Here is a 16,851-nt window from a genome sequence, read left to right as displayed (position 1 = left end):
AAGGCCCTATGCTATAATACAAAAGAAAAGTATTTTATACAAAAAATAACAAAGAATAGACTGGAGGGTTGGCAATCAATGAGCGCAAATAAAGAGCTAACTGTTGATGTGCAATTTAAAGTAAAAGATATATTAAGATATAATATGTCTGTAGCTTTAAAAAATATCTTAAATAAAATTTTAATGATTGTTGGTAGTTTGGTGATAGTATACTTTATTTATCAAATGTCTACTGCAAGTGAAGGATGGGATGTTTATCTTTCACAACATATTTTTGTATTGCTTGTACCTATTTTAATTTTTGTACTTATTCCATGGCGTGTATGGCAAGTAACACTGACACAAATGCAGATGAAACAATTTGCATATGGTGTAACTTATATTTTCACAAATAAAAGTGTTACTTTAGATATAGGTGAAGATCAAGATACTGTAAGTTGGGATGCTTTTATTAAAGTAGTAGAAACAAAAAATGATTTTAGACTTTATATGACAGTCATTAGTGCACAAATCATTCCAAAGCATAACTTAACAAGTGAAGAAATAGGCGCTTTACGTGAAATGATTAAAGAAGCAAAAGAAGTAGGCACATATGAATTAAAAGCAAAATAGAAAGTAGGCTTATATGAAACGATTATTTCATCTCTCTACTGTTAAGAGACAATTAGAATGGTTTCAACACGATTGGAAAAGCATAGAAGAGTTTGTAGAAAAACAAAATATTGATGGAATTGAATTAGGCCTTACAATGGATTATGATTTAACACAAATTCCAAAGGATATTATTACAGGTGTACATCTATCTTTTTACCCAATGTGGTTAGACTTTTGGTATCAAAAGACTGATAAGCTACAAAAACTTTTTAATAATGAAGAAGAAATTAAAAAGTATTATGGTGGTTTAAAACCAGAGGTGCTTATCGAAAATTATAAAAGACAATATGAAAGAGCAAAGGTATTAGGGGCAGAATATATGGTCTTTCATGTGTGTCATATTCTGCCTGAAGATTCTTTTACTTGGCAATTTGAATATAGTGATCAAGAAGTAATGAAAGCTACATTAGAGCTTGTCAATGCAGTATTTGGTGCAGATGAAGAGGGTCCAATGTTGTTATTCGAAAACTTATGGTGGCCAGGTTTAACTTATTTAGATAAAGGCTTAACAAAGGATTTTATTGAAAGAGTGCATTATAAAAATAAGGGATATCTTGTAGATGTTTCGCATCTTACTTTAACAAATGGTAAAATTGGTAGAGAAGAAGATGTTTATAAATATATTAAAAAGGTAATAGGTGATTTAGGTGATACAGCCAAATGGATTAAGGGGATGCACTTAAATAAAGCATTACCAAAGTTTTATATGTCACGTGACCATAGGTATCTTTTAGAAAAGTACCAACGTGAAAAAGATCCGATGCGTAAGCGTAATATTTTAAAAACACATATTAATATGTTAGATAATCATAAGCCATTTGATCATGAAGCAGCTAAGCAAATTGTAGATTTGATAAAACCTCAGTACTGTGTATATGAAACAGCACCAGAGTCAAGATATGAATTAGCTTACTTTATTAACAAACAAAATAAAGCATTAGGATTATAATAAAAAGGAGTTATTGTATGAGACAATAGCTCCTTTTTATAATGCAAAATAACAAAAAATAAGAAAAAAAGTTACATATAATTGGTAAGGAATTACCATAAACTTGACAAAATACGTTGTTTTTTATATAATAAATTTGTAATAATTACTTAACAAATAGATATTAATATAGGGGTATATACATAAGGTTTTAAAAATAAAAGGAGGACTTATAGATGCAACTGAAAAAAGCATTTATGGGCATGGTCATTGCAGCAACTGCATTAATGCCATGTTTAGCATATGGACAAGCATACGGAACAGTGGGAACAGCAGTACTCAATGTAAGAGATGGTGCGAAAACAACAGCAAGAGTTGTAGAACAAGCACGCTTAGGAGATGTAGTAGAAATTATTTCACAACAAGGTGATTGGTTTAAAATCATTTTAGAAGATGGTGAAAGAGCTTATGTAAAATCAGAATATATTTCAGTACATCGCGCAGTGGCGACAGTAGAGGCGGGAACATTGAATGTACGTGACTATCCTTCGACTTCAACAGGAAAAGTAATTGGGAAATTATCATCAGGCGATGAAATATCAGTACAATATGCAGTAGGTGACTGGTATAAAATTAATCAAGAAGGTTTTGAAGGATTTGTACATAAAGATTATATTTCAGCAGAATTCTTAAAATACTTACCAACTAAAGCACTTTCAAAAGTAGAACGTGTCAAATTAACACAAGTGCAAGTAGAAGCTGCCAATGCAGGAAATACAAAACCAGTTTCAAGTGCAACAACAACTTCAAGCAGCGTATCAGTAGGCACATCAGGTGAAGCAATTGTAAGCTATGCCAAACAATTCTTAGGAAATCCATATGTATATGGTGGTAACAGCTTAACAAATGGTGTAGACTGTTCAGGATTTACATCACAAGTTATGAAACACTTTGACATTTACTTAAAAAGAAGCTCAGGTGAGCAATATGCAAACAACGGTTATAGCGTATCACGTGGCAACGAACAACCAGGAGATTTAATTTTCTATGGTTATGACGGAAGTGTTTCTCACGTAGCGATTTACATTGGTGGTGGACAAATTATCCATGCGAATGATGAAAGAACAGGTATTTGTATTAGTAGTGCCTTTGGTGGAAATAAACCAGTAATCGGAATTAAGCGTGTAATTTAGAGAAAATAAGCAATACTTACTAAAAAGAGATGTATTAAACAGAGTTTAATGCATCTCTTTTTTTATAAGAAGCAATATAAATATTATAAAAAAGCTAACAACTGCCCCTAAGATTTACAAAATTTTACTAATAAAAGTGATAAAATAAAGACAAGCATCTCATAAAGAGAGGGGAGATTATGTGGTTATTGTATTGGGGATTATAACAACACTTTTTTTGTGCTTGCATTAGGACGAAAAATAAAGGGAAAGACAAGAGTAGGGAAATTTTTGGTACGTTATCATGATTATTTTGCATACATATTTTTATTAGTAGCTTGTGTGCATATGGCTTTGTCCTTAAAGTTATTGGAAATACGTTATGTAACCATTTATGCTACAGGGGCAGGGGTCTTGTTATTGGTAGTAGCGCTGATTATTGTAGTATTTGTAGTAGCTCATATTGGGGTAACGGTTTTAAGTTTAAAGATGTATCAAAAGCGAGTGGGGGAAATTACTTTTTCAGAAATTGATTTAAGAAAAGTGCAAAATGGCATTTATAGAGGGGAATATGATGTAGGGTATATTTCTGCGGAGGTAGTGGTTACTGTAAAAGATGGGAAGTTTACAGATATTGAGCTTGTAGAGCATAAAACTGAGCGAGGTAAAAAGGCAGAAGTCATTACAGAAATAATGCTTGCTGAGCAAAAGATTGATGTAGATGCTATTACTGGTGCTACTAATTCCAGTAAGGTCATTCGTAAATCTGTAGAGGAAGCTGTAAAAAAAGGCTGTAAGATGAATACAAAGTAGAAATAAAAGATTTTAAAGGTTTAGAGCTTAATAAGTTCTAAACCTTTTTTGTTATATGGATTAATTAAATGTTGGAAATGTGTTGTATAAAAAGAAATGTATTGACAATTTTGACTAAAGAGAATATAACTGTGTATATAGGATATATACAGTTATAACAGTTAGACAGCGAAGCAGTCCTATTAAAAGGAGAAAAGCTATGGATATTATTATTGAAAATGATAGTGCAGTTCCTTTATATGAACAAATGATGCAGCAAATTAAGACAGGAATTTTAAAGGGGGAGTTAGTGCAAGGTGAAGTTTTACCATCTATTAGAGCCATGGCGAAAGAGCTTAAGGTAAGCATTATTACAGTGAAGCGTGCTTACGAGGAATTAGAAAAAGAAGGTTTTGTACAAATTTCACCAGGTAAAGGCACTTATGTATCTTTGGCAAATAAGGAACGTTTAAAAGAGATGCAGATGCGTCAAGTAGAGGAACAATTAGAAAGTGCCATTATTGCAGCGAAAAGCATTAATATGAGTTTAGAAGAAATTAAAGAACGTGTTGTATTAATTTATGAGGAGGTATAAATATGGTAGCAGTTGCATTTAAAAATGTGAAAAAGCAGTTAGGTGATTTTCAGTTAGATATTAAAGATCTTAAAATTCATAAGGGTTATATTACAGGTTTTATTGGTGAAAATGGGGCTGGTAAGACAACAACGATTAAATTAATATTAGATGCTTCGCTTAGATACGGGAGAGATTAAGATAGATGGCTTAAGCACAACCACAGATGCCGAGAAAATTAAAGCTAAAATTGGCTATGTAGGGGAACCAACAGGGTATCCAGAAGAAAGTCAGTTAAAACATATTAAAAAGATGATTGCACCTTTTTATGAAACTTGGGATGAAACACTTTTTAAGAAATATGTGAAACACTTTAAAGTCAATCTAGATAAAAAATATGAAGCCCTTTCCACAGGACAAAAGAAACAATTTGATTTAATTATGGCTTTATCTCACAAACCAGAGCTCATTATATTAGATGAGCCCACAGCAGGACTTGATCCTATTGTTAGAAATGAAATGTTAGAGGTGCTTATGACCCATATGCAGGATGAAAAAGTGAGTATATTTTATTCCACACATATTACTTCTGATTTAGAGAAAACATGTGATTACCTTGTATATATACAAAATGGAAAAATTAGATTACAAGCTGAAAAAGATAAATTGCTTAGTGAATACTGCATCGTAAAAGGACCTAAAAAACTTTTTGAGGATAAGGAAATTCAAAGAGAAATGTTAGGGATTAAGCAAACAAGTTTAGGCGGCGAAGCCCTTGTAAGAAGCCATCAGCTGGCAAGAGAATTATTTGGGGAAGAAGCAACTTATTGTAGGCCTAATATTGAAGAGGTTATGTTATTTTTAGCAGGGGAAAGAAGGGTTTAAGATGATTGGTCAATTAATTAAAAAGGATTTTATTCATTTAACGTGTTCTTTAAGAAGTGTGTTAATCAGTTGGATTTTAATATGTCTATGCTTAGCAATGGTGAGTGTGGGAACTTCAGTAACTATGCCAGCTTTTGGTGCTTATATGTTATTTTATAGTATGAAAGCTTATGAAGAGAGAAGTAAAGGCTATCTTTTAACAGCTTCTTTACCTGTAAAGCGTAAAGAAGTATGTAAGGTCCAATATTTAGAAGCACTTATTTTCTTGATTATAAGTATGCCTTGTAGTGCATTAGGGTTACTTCTGCAAAACAGTATAAAAGGTACTAAGATTTTACCAACAGCAATGATGCTCTTAGTGATGTTTGGGATTGGTTTGATTTATGTGAGTATCATTATACCTTGTGTAGCTTATTTTGGTACACATAAGTCAAGATATGCTGTCATTATTTTTTATGGGTTTGTAGTAGGGGTAGCTTCAGTAGATATTGTGCAGAATGCTTTAAGACGTGTTGCCGCAATAGGCAGAGTAGGAAATGTGGGAGTTTTCATAGGCATTGCCTGTCTGAGCTTTTTACTTTCTTATGAGATTAGTTTATGGATTTTTAAAAACAAAGATTTTAAATAGTAGAATATCGCATGGCTCTATCATATATTGTATATAGAGGGATAAATGGAGACGCGGAAGATGAGTGAAGTAAATCGTATGGTCGTACGTTCCAATAATACAATACGTAATGAAAATATAGAAACAAGTTTAGTGAATGAGGATGGGCTTTTGCGTGTCCGAGTGACAATACGTGGGGTAGAGCCTAATCGAAATATTGCCATTGCAGTGATTCTTTTACAGAATGGGCGAACTTATGCTACAAGTACAGAATCCATTGCTTCAGGACGAGGCTATAATGGGGGGCTAACAAATATAAATAGAGAATTTGAATTTGTAATCATTGGTAGTGAAGGGGATTCTTATGAAACCCGTGTTGTGGCCCATTATATTTGTGGTTAAAAAGAAAATGAAATATAAAGTATTTTATAAAGAGAATCATGGCATATAAAAAAGTCTAGGTTAAAAATGTAACCTAGACTTTTTATAAGTAAGTGATGATTAGATCTTAGAAAGAAATAATTAACCCACCTTCTTCAGCATAGTAAGAAGTTAAACCTCTTGTTGGTAAAATATTTACTTCACAAGCAGGTACTGCTTCTAATAAAAGTTCTTTGATTTTTGTTGCACCATCTAAATTGTGACAGTGGTGAATGTAAACACGGCGCTCAGCTAAGTTTACTTGTTCTTGCATTTTTGTAACGATTGCTTTGTAAACTTTCTTTTCACCACGAATTTTTTGTAAAATGTCGATTGTACCTTCTGGACTAGCTGCTGCAAGTGTACGAATACCTAAATGTGTTGCAATGTAGCCTGAGAATTTAGAAAGACGACCAGCTTTAACAAGATTTTCATATGTGCTTAAAGTAAATAATAAGTAAATATTTTTAACGTATTCGTCCATAAGCGCAGTCACTTCAGCAAAGTTTTTACCGCTTTCGATAAGTTCTTTTGCTTTTTTAATGCAAAGCACCATAGAACCTGCTGTAGCTAATGTATCAATAACGTGAATATTTTTTCTGGATGTTGTTCTTGTACCATATCTTTTGCAATGAGGGCGCTATTGTAGCAGCCACTTAAGTTATGAGAGATTGTAAAAACAATTACATTATCGGCTTCTATATAAGCTGAGGCAAAAGCTTCAGGTGAAGGACAGGCACTAGAAGATGTTTCTTTAGAATGATGCATAGCATCTAACATGCCATCTACATCTAATGCTTCATTATCTACATATTCTTTACCATCAATCATAAATGTTAAAGGAATATTTGAAAACTTAGCGACTTCTGATTTAAAAAGTGATTCTGGTAAATCACATGAACTATCTGCAACGATTCTCCAAGTCATAAGAACCTCCATTGTGTTTATATTTGTTTCAGTAAGTGGTTTTTAAAACTACATAGTACATTGTATATATTATAAAATATACCTTTTAGAAAGAAAAAAGTCAATATTAATTTTGATAATTAAAGTATTTAAGCATAGTTTGTCCTTTTTTGTTATTTTTATAAAAGAAAAAAGTCACAGTTTAAGGGAAAATGACATAGGATGTTAGTAATTATATTATAAGGAGAGGACCTTATATGTTGGGTCAGAATATGAATGAAGCTAGTACAACTATGCAATCAATACAAGATGTGTATAGCTATTTATATACGGCGAAGCAATTGGAAGATAAGGCAAAGTGGGAAGAGGCCTATCAAATATTAAAGGATATTAATGAATGTAAAATATTTGAATATGATAAAGAGGCTTATGGTATTTATGAAGATTATGTAGTAGAGAAAGTAAAGTTTTTAGAACACCTAGCTGCTTTAAATTTGCAAATTACAGGAGATATAAAATCTAGTATCCGTCATATAGATGAAGCCCTTATTTTATTAGATGGGATTGAAAGTGTAGCACCTTATATTGATATTAAAGAAGTTAAGAAGCTAAAAAAACATTATGTGCAATTACTATTTTAAAAAACAATCTTTAAACATATAAAAAGGCTACGAAATAATAATAAGTTATTTCGTAGCCTTTTTGTATTGTTATGCATTTAGATTCTGAAAATTTGCTATAATAGAATAAAAACATGTTTAAAATATCAAAATATTGAATAAGATGCAGGTTGCGTATAAGTAATAAGGGATGGAAAGCATGTGAAATGAGCAAAAATATGTTAAATATGTTAAAATAAAAGTAATGATACAGAGAGGACGGTGAAGCATGCAACACGTTGAATTTATTTTAGGAAGATCTGGAGCTGGAAAAACAAGCTATTGCTATGAAGCTGTGTCTAAGGCACTTTGCGAGGAAGGTTATGGCAATTTAATTGTACTTGTACCAGAACAGTTTAACTTACAAACACAAAAAGAATTAGCCAAGAAACTATATCCAGGGTTATTACGTGCAGAAGTACTAAGTTTCAATACATTAGCCCGTAATGTATTCCAAGAAGTAGGTAAAATTGATTTACCTGTTATTGAAGACTTAGAGCGTATGATTATTTTAAAGAAGATTATTGAAGAACATAAAAAGGAATTAGTCTTCTACAGAAAAAATGTCAATAATACTGGTTTTATAGAATCGGTTAATCGTTTAATTACCATGTTTGAGCAAGCAGGCTTAAGTCAAGAAGAATTAGAAGAAATGGTAGGTAGTGAAGTGATTACTACCTTGTTTAAAAGTAAATTAGAAGACTTACAAAAAATTTATAGTTACTTTGAAGAATATATTAGTAGTCAATTTTTAACCATTGAAAAGAATATGAGCTTATTAGCGCAAGTGATTCATAAAAGTAAAGTGTTAAGTGAAGCGAGCATTTGGATTGATGGCTTTTATGGTTTTACAATGACGCAGCTGACCATTATTAAGGAGTTGATGAAAACAGCTCAGAAGGTTAGTATTACGCTGCCAATGGATCGTGTTTATGGGATGACTGAAAAGGTTAGAACTAGTCATCCATTTTATGAAAGTATTCAAATGTACCAAAAGCTTTTAGGCATTTGTGAAGGAGAAAAGATTAAAACTACTACAGCGTTTTTAAAACCTAATCCAGCAGAAAACTTAGTGCCAGAGCTTATACACTTAGAGGAAAATTACTTGAAACCTTATCAAAAGGCTTATCAAGAAGAAAGCGAAGCTATTTGCCTTAAAAGCTATAGCTGCCGTATGGAAGAAGTTGAGGAAACCGCCAAGAAGATTGTTAGTTTAGTGCGTGATGAGGGCTATCGTTATCATGACATTGCCATTATTGTAGGGGATGTAGCAGAATATAAATCTATTATTCAAAGCAGTTTTAAAGAATATGAGATTCCATATTTCTTAGATATTAAGCGTAACATTCATACGAATAGTTTAGTGGCATGCATTGAAAGTGCCTTAGAGATTGTCTCTGGTAATTATAGTTATAAAAGTATGATGTCACTTTTAAGAACTTATATGTTGCCGATTTCAAGACAAGATATTGATGTGCTTGAAAATTATATTTTAGCTTATGGGATTAAAGGCAAGAAAAAGTGGCAAGCCGTATGGACTTCTGATTTAGAAGATGAAGAAACTTTAAATCATATGAATAGCATAAGAGAAACGGTACTTAGACCCATTATGGCTCTTGAAAAACGCATTAAAGACAATAAAGTAGAAGGTGGCGTTCAAGTTGTTGAATTAACTCGTGGGGTATTTTATTTCTTACAAGAAATAGGGGCTTATGAAACCCTTCAAAATATTATTGCTAAAAATAAGACAGAAGGTAATCGTTTATTAGAGCTTGAAAATACGCAGATTTGGGGACAAATTATAGAAGTTTTTGAGCGTCTTGTAGATCTTTTAGGAGAAGAGCGTTTGGATGTGCCAACTTATAAACGTATTTTGGAGACAAGCTTTTCTTATCTTAAGATGGGAATTATTCCTCCAGCAAGTGATGAGATTTTGATTGGTGAAATTGAACGTACAAGGTTGCCACGCCTTAAAGCTTTATTTGTTTTAGGAACTAATGAAGGATTAATACCAAAAACAGATGAGGCTACACCTATTTTTTCAGATATGGATAAGGTGGCTTTAGGACAGCTTTGCGAAACAGGTAGCGAGGCAAAAGGAAGATTAGGCGATTTAATTATTAATCAGCCACTTTATGGGGTATCTTTTATGATTTATACTACACTCACCCGTGCCACACAGAAGCTTTATTTAAGCGTGGCTTTAAGCGATGAAAATGGTAAACCATTAAGACCATCCCTTGTGTACTACCGCTTAAGTAAGATGTTTAGACAAAAAGCAGAGACTAAGGTGAAAACCGTATTAGATGAGGTATATCGCCCACTACCAACCTTTGGCTATATTGGCAGCAGGCTAAGAGAATATATTGAAGGCCGTGAAAAGGAAGAAGACTGGAAAGATATTGTCAGCTGGTATAAGACTTCACCGCAATGGGAAGAGCGTTTAAATGGTTTAGGCGATTATTTATTCTATAGTAATCAACAGCATTATTTAAATCCAGAAACAACAAAGCTTTTATATAGTGAACCTGTCTTAAAAACAAGTATTTCACGTCTTGAAAGCTTTAGAAACTGTGCATGTTGTTACTTTATGAAATATGGTATTAAAGCTGAAGAACGTAAAGTCTTTGAGTGGAACAGTGCAGAAGTAGGAACACTTTTCCATGCAACACTCGAACAATATCCTAAAGAACTTGCCCTTATAGGAACACATGGACCTCGGCTCAGCCACAAGAAATGAAGACAGCAGTTAGAAAAGCGACTGAAACAGCTATGCAGCAGCTTAAACGTATGCAAAGAGATTCAGGCCGATTTAAGTTTACAGCGGCTAAGGTAGAAAAGATGGCAGGACGTGCCATTAAGGCTTTAACAACCCATCTTAAGAATGGTGAATTCCAGCCAGTAGGTTATGAAATTAACTTTGGTGATGGGAAAGGTTTCCCACCAATTCAAGTGGATATTGATGCAGAACGTAAAATCTTTATTACAGGACAGATTGACCGTGTAGACGTTTATTATAAAGATTCTGAAACAAGCTATGTTAAGATTTTGGATTATAAAACAGGAAATAAGAACTTTAATTTATTAGAAGTATATTATGGTTTACAATTACAACTTCTATTATATTTAGATGCTTATCTTAAACTAAATCATGCATATGAGCCAGGTGGTGTATTCTACTTCCATATTAATAACCCGTATGTAACTTATAAGGTAGGAATGGAAGAAGAAGAAATCGAAAAAGGCCAAATGAAACAATTTAAATTATCAGGCTTAGTACTTGAGCAATTAGACGTTATTAAGGCGTTAGACAAAGAAAATACAGGTTCTATAATTCCTGTAAGCCTTAATAAAGATGGTAGTATTAAAAAAGGCTCATCGATTGCCACAACTGATCAATTTGAGCTTTTAGAAAATCATATTATTGATGCTGTAAAAGATTTAGGTACACAAATTTTAGAAGGCAAAGTAAGTGCCAAACCGTTTAAACTTGGTGAGAAGAATCCTTGTCAGTATTGTAATTATAGCACAATTTGTCAGTTTAATGAAAGTCAGCCAGATAACTATTTTGATAAATTAGAGAACTTAAGTAAAGAAGAAGTATGGCAACGTATTGAAAGAGAAAAGGAGGGAAAATAGATGGCATGGACACCAGCACAACAAGCCGCAATTGATAAGCGTGGTGCAAATATTTTAGTTTCAGCGGCAGCAGGTTCAGGGAAAACAGCGGTTTTAACAGAACGTGTGATGAAACGTATTATTGGGAGTGAAATGGAGACACCTATTGAAATTGACCGTTTTCTCATTGTAACCTTCACCAGTGCAGCAGCAGGAGAAATGAAGGAACGTATTACAGCAAAGCTAGGGGAACAGATGCAAAGATTGCAGGCTGAAGAAAATATGGAAGACCCTAAGGTGATTAAACAAATGAATTATTTAGAACGTCAAATGGTCCTGGTGCATAAAGCGTCTATTTCTACAATTCACTCTTTTTGTTTAAAAACCATTAAAGCCTATTTTAATCGATTGGATATTGATCCTAACATTAAAGTAGGCAATCAAGCTGAGCTTGAGACTATGAAAAAGGAAATCTTAGAAGAGCTTTTAGAAGAACGTTTTGAAGAGGAAGAACCAGAGTTTTTAGCCCTTGCAGAGGTTTATGGCAATGTAGAAGGTATGGCGCCCCTTATTGAACTAATTTTAGAAGTGTATACATTCTCAAAAAGTACACCTTTTCCAGAAGTGTGGCTCAAAAAACAAGTAGAGAGTTTAAAAGTAAATTATACAGATGTTGCTCAAATGCCTTGGGCAGATGCTATTAAAAAGTCCATTTATGATCAAGTAAAAGATCTTAAAATTATTTATGGAGATATACTTGCCTTATGTCAGGCTACTAATGGACCTACTCTATATGGACCTACTTTAGAAGCTGATATCGCGCCTCTTGCGGATATTGATGAAAACACAGATGTGAATATACTAATTAATGCCGTAAAAAGTATCAGATTTGCAGCATTGTCACGTAAAAAGCAGGAATGTGATGAAGTCCTTAAAGAAAAAGTAAAGGATTATCGTGATTTAGCCAAAGATATTTTGAAAGATATTCAAAGTGACTTAGCTTTTATTCAAGATCCCAAGCTCATTGCACAGCTGCCTAAAGTTGGACAGCTTATGGAAAACTTAGTGCATCTTATTGAAGAGTTTGAAAAACGTTATAGCGAAGCCAAGCAAAAAGCAGGCATTGTGGACTATAGTGACCTTGAACATTTATGTATGAAGCTTTTAGTTGTGCCTGAGTTTGACGAATCAGGAGAATATATAGGTGTAAGTTACACTGATGTAGCCAAGGAACTAGGTGCTTTTTATAAAGAAGTGTATATTGATGAATATCAAGATAGTAATACAGTACAAGAAACTATTTTAGGAGCAGTTGCTTTAGCCAATAAAGAGGCCCATACCACAAGATTTATGGTAGGGGATATGAAACAAAGTATTTATCGTTTCCGTTTAGCCAATCCACTTATTTTTGCAGAGAAATATGAGAATTATGATAAACAAGATGTGGCATCAGAAACGGTGAATGAGGCTGTTATAGAAGGCATGCATAATGAAAATGAAACAAGTCCTATAAAAGATATATGTATTGACTTATCTCAAAATTTTAGAAGTCGTAATAATATCTTACAAGGTGCAAACGATATCTTTGAACAAGTAATGAGTAAGGAAGTTGGCGAATTAGAGTATGATGAATTTGCTAAACTAAAAGAAGGAAATCTCTATAATGATGGAGAGCCAGAAAGCTTACCAGAACACAGTTTATCAGAGAGCATTGAAGTGCATATATTAGAAACGAAGGAAGCAGAAACAAACTCTGAAAATGAGGAAAATAGACTTGAAGATCTTAAAAAAGTAGAATATGAAGCTTTAATGACAGCCAGCCTAATTGATAAGCTTTTAAAAGGAGAAGGGAATCCAACCTATATTTATGATAAAGATTTAGGGGCATATCGTAAGGTAGAGCCAAGAGATATTGTGATTTTATTGCGTGCGACTAAGGATAAGGCAGGTATTTTTGAAACAGCTTTAATTAATAAAGGAATTGGAGCTTATGCAGATGTCAGTGATAATTTCTTTGATGCTATAGAAGTTCAAACTATTATTAGTTACTTACAAATTATTGATAATCCACTTCAAGATATTCCGCTTTTAACAGTATTACGTTCACCAATTGTGGGGCTACAATTAGATGATCTTGTATATATTCGTAAGGCTCAAGAAGGTGGTTCTTTCTTTGAAGCTTTAGAAGTTTATTTAGAGCAAGAAGGGGCTAAGGAAAGTGTAAAAGCCTTTAGGAAACAGTTGGAGTATTATCGAGCAGCTAGTGCTGAGTTTACTGTAGAAGAACTTATTGCAAGACTTTATGTGGATACAGGATATTACCGCTATGTATCTATGCTGCCAACAGGTGCAAAGAAAAAGGCTAATTTAAGTTTGCTTAAAAAATATGCAGCCCAATATGAAAATATGAATAATGGGAAACTCTTTGCTTTCTTACAATATGTGATTAAATTACAACAAACAACAGATGGTCTTCAAGAAGCTAAGTTAGTAGGAGAAAGTGAAAACTTAGTGCGCATTATGAGTATTCATAAAAGTAAAGGATTAGAGTTTAGTATTGTATTTTTATGTGATACAAATAAACGTTTTAATCATAGCGATATTAAAAATAGTGTATTATTACACAATGAACTTGGTATGGCACCGGATTATATGGATACAGAACACTATGTGAAATATCCAACCATTCCTAAACTGGCGATTAAGAATCAAATTATCTCAGAAAATATATCAGAAGAAATGCGTGTTTTATATGTAGCCCTTACAAGGCCTAAAGAAAAGCTCTTTATTACAGGGACGGTTTCGGATATGGAAAAGGCCGTTAAAAAATGGAGTATGTTTGCAAATAGAGAAAGTCAATCTATTTTACCATTAGGTGTAAGAAAGGCAGGGACTTATTTGAACTGGATTGGGATGAGTTTATATGCCCATAGTAATATTGATACGATTCGTAATTATATTGGAGATAGCAATAACATTGCCTTTAGAGGGGATTCAAAATGGCAATTAACTGTATGGGATAAAAATAGTTTAGGCATGGAAAATAAAAGTTCTGAGCTGCTTCAAGAAGATGAACGTACTTTATTGGAAAATTGGGATGCACAGGTTGTATATGGTAACTATAAAGAAGAGATTAATAGACGTTTAAGTTTTGTATATCCTCATGAAGCAGCCATTCATTTACCAACTAAGTTGTCAGTTTCAGAGATTAAACGTGAAGCACAAAAGAGTCTTATAAATGAAGCAGGCCATGTAGAAGAAATGATGATTCAGCCTCTTAAAGTAGCGGATGAAATGCCTGTACCAAGCTTTATCAAAACTGAAGAAAAAATAGCAGGGGCTAAACGTGGAACACTGATTCACAGTATTTTTGAACACTTAGATTTCTTGAAATATAATACGTATGAAGCGATTCGAGAAGAGCTTATTAGACTCATAGGTGAAAAGCAGCTGCAAGAAGAAGTGTTAGATGTGGTTTCTATCAAACGCCTTGAACAAATGGCTAATTCTGAAATGGTAGGACGTATGCAAAAGGCAAAATATGTTTGGAAGGAAAAACAATTTATTTATTTAGCTCATGCTAATGAAGTAGCAGAAAACTATCCAGATAATGAGGATTTATTAATTCAAGGGATTGTAGATACCTTCTTTATAGAAGAAGATGGTCTTGTGATTATTGATTACAAAACAGATTATGTAGATCCTCACAATCCGGAAGAAAGTATCAAACAAATCAAGGCACGTTATACAAAACAACTTGATTTATATGAAGAAGCCTTATATCAAATTACAGGTATCCCTGTAAAAGAAAAAGTAATCTATTTATATAATATTAATCAGTGGATTAACTGTTAGATATTAATAAAAATATAAAAAACCTGCTAATGAAGTTTTAATTTCATTAGCAGGTTTTTGTGCTATTAAGAATTATTAGGTCCTATTTTTGTGCCATAATTATCTTCAATGAGTTGTTCAAGTAAAGAAGGATTTCGGATAGCTTGTGACATGGCATTGGTGAGGATATTTGCTCTATCCATACTGCTTTGTTAAGGTGGAATGAACTCATAGGACAAACTATTGAAAAGCCGTACATGTATATAAATATATATGGAGTTTGTTATCTTAACTAGAAATATAATACCATTTTTACTGTTAGACTAGAAGTAGAGGTGATATACAATGATGGGCAGAAGAAATAATGATGAAAGATCCCAAATACAAATGTTAAGTATAGATGACCTTGTACCTCAAGATCATCTTATAAGAAAAATTGATGTAGCTATTGACTTAAGCTTTATCTATGACAAAGTGAAAGATTTATATAAACCAGGTGGTCGTGAAAGTATCGATTCAGTTGTACTTTATAAAAATTGTTATGATTCAATACATATTCGGCATTAAATCTATGCGTCAAACTATTAAAGAAATAGAAGTAAATATTGCTTATAGATGGTACTTAGGTTATGGGATGACTGAGTCTATACCCCATTTTTCAACTTTTGGTAAGAATTATGCTAGAAGATTTGAAGAAACTGATCTTTTTGAAGATATCTTTAAAACCATTGTTGCCGAAATCATTAACTGTGGATTCATTGATATGGAAAGTATTTTTATAGATGGTACACATATCAAAGCCAATGCTAACAATCGCAAATCACAAAATCAAGTTGTTGAGCAATCTGTAAAGTTTTATGAAGAAGAACTTCAAGCTGAAATTGCAAGAGATAGAGAACTACATGGAAAAAAGTTATTAAAAGAGAGAGAAACCATTGAAACTAAGACTATTAAAGTGAGTACGACTGATCCAGAATGTGGCGTATTTCATAAAGGTGAACACAAGAAGGTGTTTGCTTATACTTCTAATACTGCCTGTGATAAAAATAATTATATATTAGGCTTTGAAGTAGCTCCAGGTAATACACATGATTCAGTGAGTTTCCCTCATCTTTATAACAAACTTATAGAAGAATATCCAAATATCAAAAATGTGGTTGTTGATTCAGGATATAAAACACCAGCACTTGCACGCTTAATTATTGAAAGTGAAAAGACTCCAATCATGCCATACAAAAGACCTATGACTAAAGAGGGGTTCTTTAAAAAATATGACTATGTTTACGATGAATACAACGATTGCATGATATGTCCTAATAATAAAATTTTAAAATATAGTACAACGAATAGAGAGAGCTATAGAGAATATAAAAGTAATAAACACGACTGCAAAGACTGTCCATTTTTAAAACAATGTACCCATAGTAAGGAACACGTAAAAGTTGTTATGAGACATGTATGGGAGGATTACATAGAAAAAGTTGAAGATATCCGTCATACATTAGGTACCAAAGAAATCTATAATCTAAGGAGTCAGACAATCGAAAGAGTTTTTGCAGATGCAAAAGAATTGCATGGTATGAGATATACGCAATATAGAGGTTTAGAAAAAGTCAAGATGGAGCTAAACCTCTTGTTTGCATGCATGAATTTGAAAAAGTTAGCGATATGGAAGCATCGAAAGGGGCTACTACGTAGCCCTAATCAAAGAAATAATAGTAAATTTTCATGGATTATATGTATAAACTCAAAAAGGTTCTGGAATGCAATGCATTCTGGAACCTTTTTGTCAACAATCTGAA

General features: G+C 33.0%; 15 protein-coding genes and 1 pseudogene. 14 read left to right on the top strand and 2 right to left on the bottom strand.

Annotation, left to right across the window (positions count from 1 at the left end; all coding sequences use genetic code 11):
• Positions 1-78: 78 nt before the first annotated feature.
• The 9 genes from JCM14822_RS13340 to JCM14822_RS13305 all read left to right on the top strand — a co-directional run bounded on the left by JCM14822_RS13340 (position 79) and on the right by JCM14822_RS13305 (position 6,014).
• Positions 79-612 (top strand): YcxB family protein, encoded by a 534-nt coding sequence (locus JCM14822_RS13340; RefSeq protein WP_054742870.1) that lies wholly within the window; start codon positions 79-81, stop codon positions 610-612.
• Positions 613-625: 13 nt separating this feature from the next.
• Complete coding sequence (locus tag JCM14822_RS13335; protein WP_054742869.1) at positions 626-1,603, top strand: TIM barrel protein; 978 nt, start codon at positions 626-628, stop codon at positions 1,601-1,603.
• A 215-nt stretch (positions 1,604-1,818) separates the two neighbouring features.
• Entirely contained in the window at positions 1,819-2,775 is a 957-nt protein-coding gene (locus JCM14822_RS13330; RefSeq protein WP_054742868.1) for a C40 family peptidase, read from the top strand.
• A 270-nt stretch (positions 2,776-3,045) separates the two neighbouring features.
• Positions 3,046-3,567, top strand: coding sequence for an FMN-binding protein (locus tag JCM14822_RS13325; RefSeq protein WP_207643267.1), 522 nt, complete (start codon positions 3,046-3,048; stop codon positions 3,565-3,567).
• A 199-nt stretch (positions 3,568-3,766) separates the two neighbouring features.
• A complete protein-coding gene (locus JCM14822_RS13320; RefSeq protein ID WP_054742867.1) occupies positions 3,767-4,141 on the top strand; it encodes a GntR family transcriptional regulator in 375 nt (124 codons plus the stop codon).
• A gap of 2 nt (positions 4,142-4,143) precedes the next feature.
• Positions 4,144-4,320, top strand: coding sequence for an ATP-binding cassette domain-containing protein (locus JCM14822_RS22675; protein WP_278287225.1), 177 nt, complete (start codon positions 4,144-4,146; stop codon positions 4,318-4,320).
• Positions 4,292-5,005 (top strand): ATP-binding cassette domain-containing protein, encoded by a 714-nt coding sequence (locus tag JCM14822_RS13315; RefSeq protein WP_278287224.1) that lies wholly within the window; start codon positions 4,292-4,294, stop codon positions 5,003-5,005. Before JCM14822_RS22675 ends, JCM14822_RS13315 begins: the two co-directional genes overlap by 29 nt.
• Position 5,006: 1 nt before the next feature.
• Positions 5,007-5,633: an ABC-2 transporter permease gene (locus JCM14822_RS13310; protein WP_054742866.1), complete on the top strand. Its 627-nt coding sequence runs from the start codon at positions 5,007-5,009 to the stop codon at positions 5,631-5,633.
• 60 nt (positions 5,634-5,693) lie between these two features.
• On the top strand, positions 5,694-6,014 hold the full coding sequence (locus JCM14822_RS13305; RefSeq protein ID WP_054742865.1) for a hypothetical protein: 321 nt from the start codon (positions 5,694-5,696) through the stop codon (positions 6,012-6,014).
• 106 nt (positions 6,015-6,120) lie between these two features.
• Here the strand turns inward: JCM14822_RS13305 and JCM14822_RS22670 are convergent, their stop codons facing one another.
• Together JCM14822_RS22670 and JCM14822_RS22665 are read right to left on the bottom strand one after the other, a co-directional pair.
• Positions 6,121-6,585: a DegV family protein gene (locus tag JCM14822_RS22670; RefSeq protein ID WP_278287223.1), complete on the bottom strand. Its 465-nt coding sequence runs from the start codon at positions 6,583-6,585 to the stop codon at positions 6,121-6,123.
• A 17-nt stretch (positions 6,586-6,602) separates the two neighbouring features.
• The gene (locus JCM14822_RS22665; RefSeq protein WP_172674825.1) at positions 6,603-6,959 is read right to left on the bottom strand and encodes a DegV family protein; all 357 of its coding nucleotides are present in this window, start codon (positions 6,957-6,959) and stop codon (positions 6,603-6,605) included.
• A gap of 236 nt (positions 6,960-7,195) precedes the next feature.
• On the opposite strand from JCM14822_RS22665, the gene JCM14822_RS13295 reads away from it, so the two are divergent.
• From JCM14822_RS13295 to JCM14822_RS13275, 5 genes and pseudogenes are all read left to right on the top strand, one after another.
• Positions 7,196-7,579 (top strand): hypothetical protein, encoded by a 384-nt coding sequence (locus JCM14822_RS13295; protein ID WP_054742864.1) that lies wholly within the window; start codon positions 7,196-7,198, stop codon positions 7,577-7,579.
• Positions 7,580-7,826: 247 nt separating this feature from the next.
• Positions 7,827-10,337, top strand: a complete 2,511-nt coding sequence (locus JCM14822_RS22660) for a PD-(D/E)XK nuclease family protein (RefSeq protein ID WP_054742863.1) — start codon at positions 7,827-7,829, stop codon at positions 10,335-10,337.
• On the top strand, positions 10,334-11,236 hold the full coding sequence (locus JCM14822_RS22655; protein WP_054742862.1) for a PD-(D/E)XK nuclease family protein: 903 nt from the start codon (positions 10,334-10,336) through the stop codon (positions 11,234-11,236). The genes JCM14822_RS22660 and JCM14822_RS22655 overlap by 4 nt, the downstream gene beginning before the upstream one ends.
• A complete protein-coding gene (gene addA / locus JCM14822_RS13280; RefSeq protein WP_054742861.1) occupies positions 11,237-15,070 on the top strand; it encodes a helicase-exonuclease AddAB subunit AddA in 3,834 nt (1,277 codons plus the stop codon).
• Between the two features lie 324 nt (positions 15,071-15,394).
• Positions 15,395-16,850: pseudogene (locus tag JCM14822_RS13275) on the top strand (IS1182 family transposase).
• Position 16,851 lies beyond the last annotated feature (1 nt).

This window comes from Cellulosilyticum ruminicola JCM 14822, assembly GCF_001311925.1.
Classification (GTDB): Bacteria; Bacillota; Clostridia; order Lachnospirales; family Cellulosilyticaceae; genus Cellulosilyticum; species Cellulosilyticum ruminicola.
The sequence above is the reverse complement of the archived record's forward strand: the minus strand, read 5'-3'. Positions and strand labels throughout refer to the sequence as shown.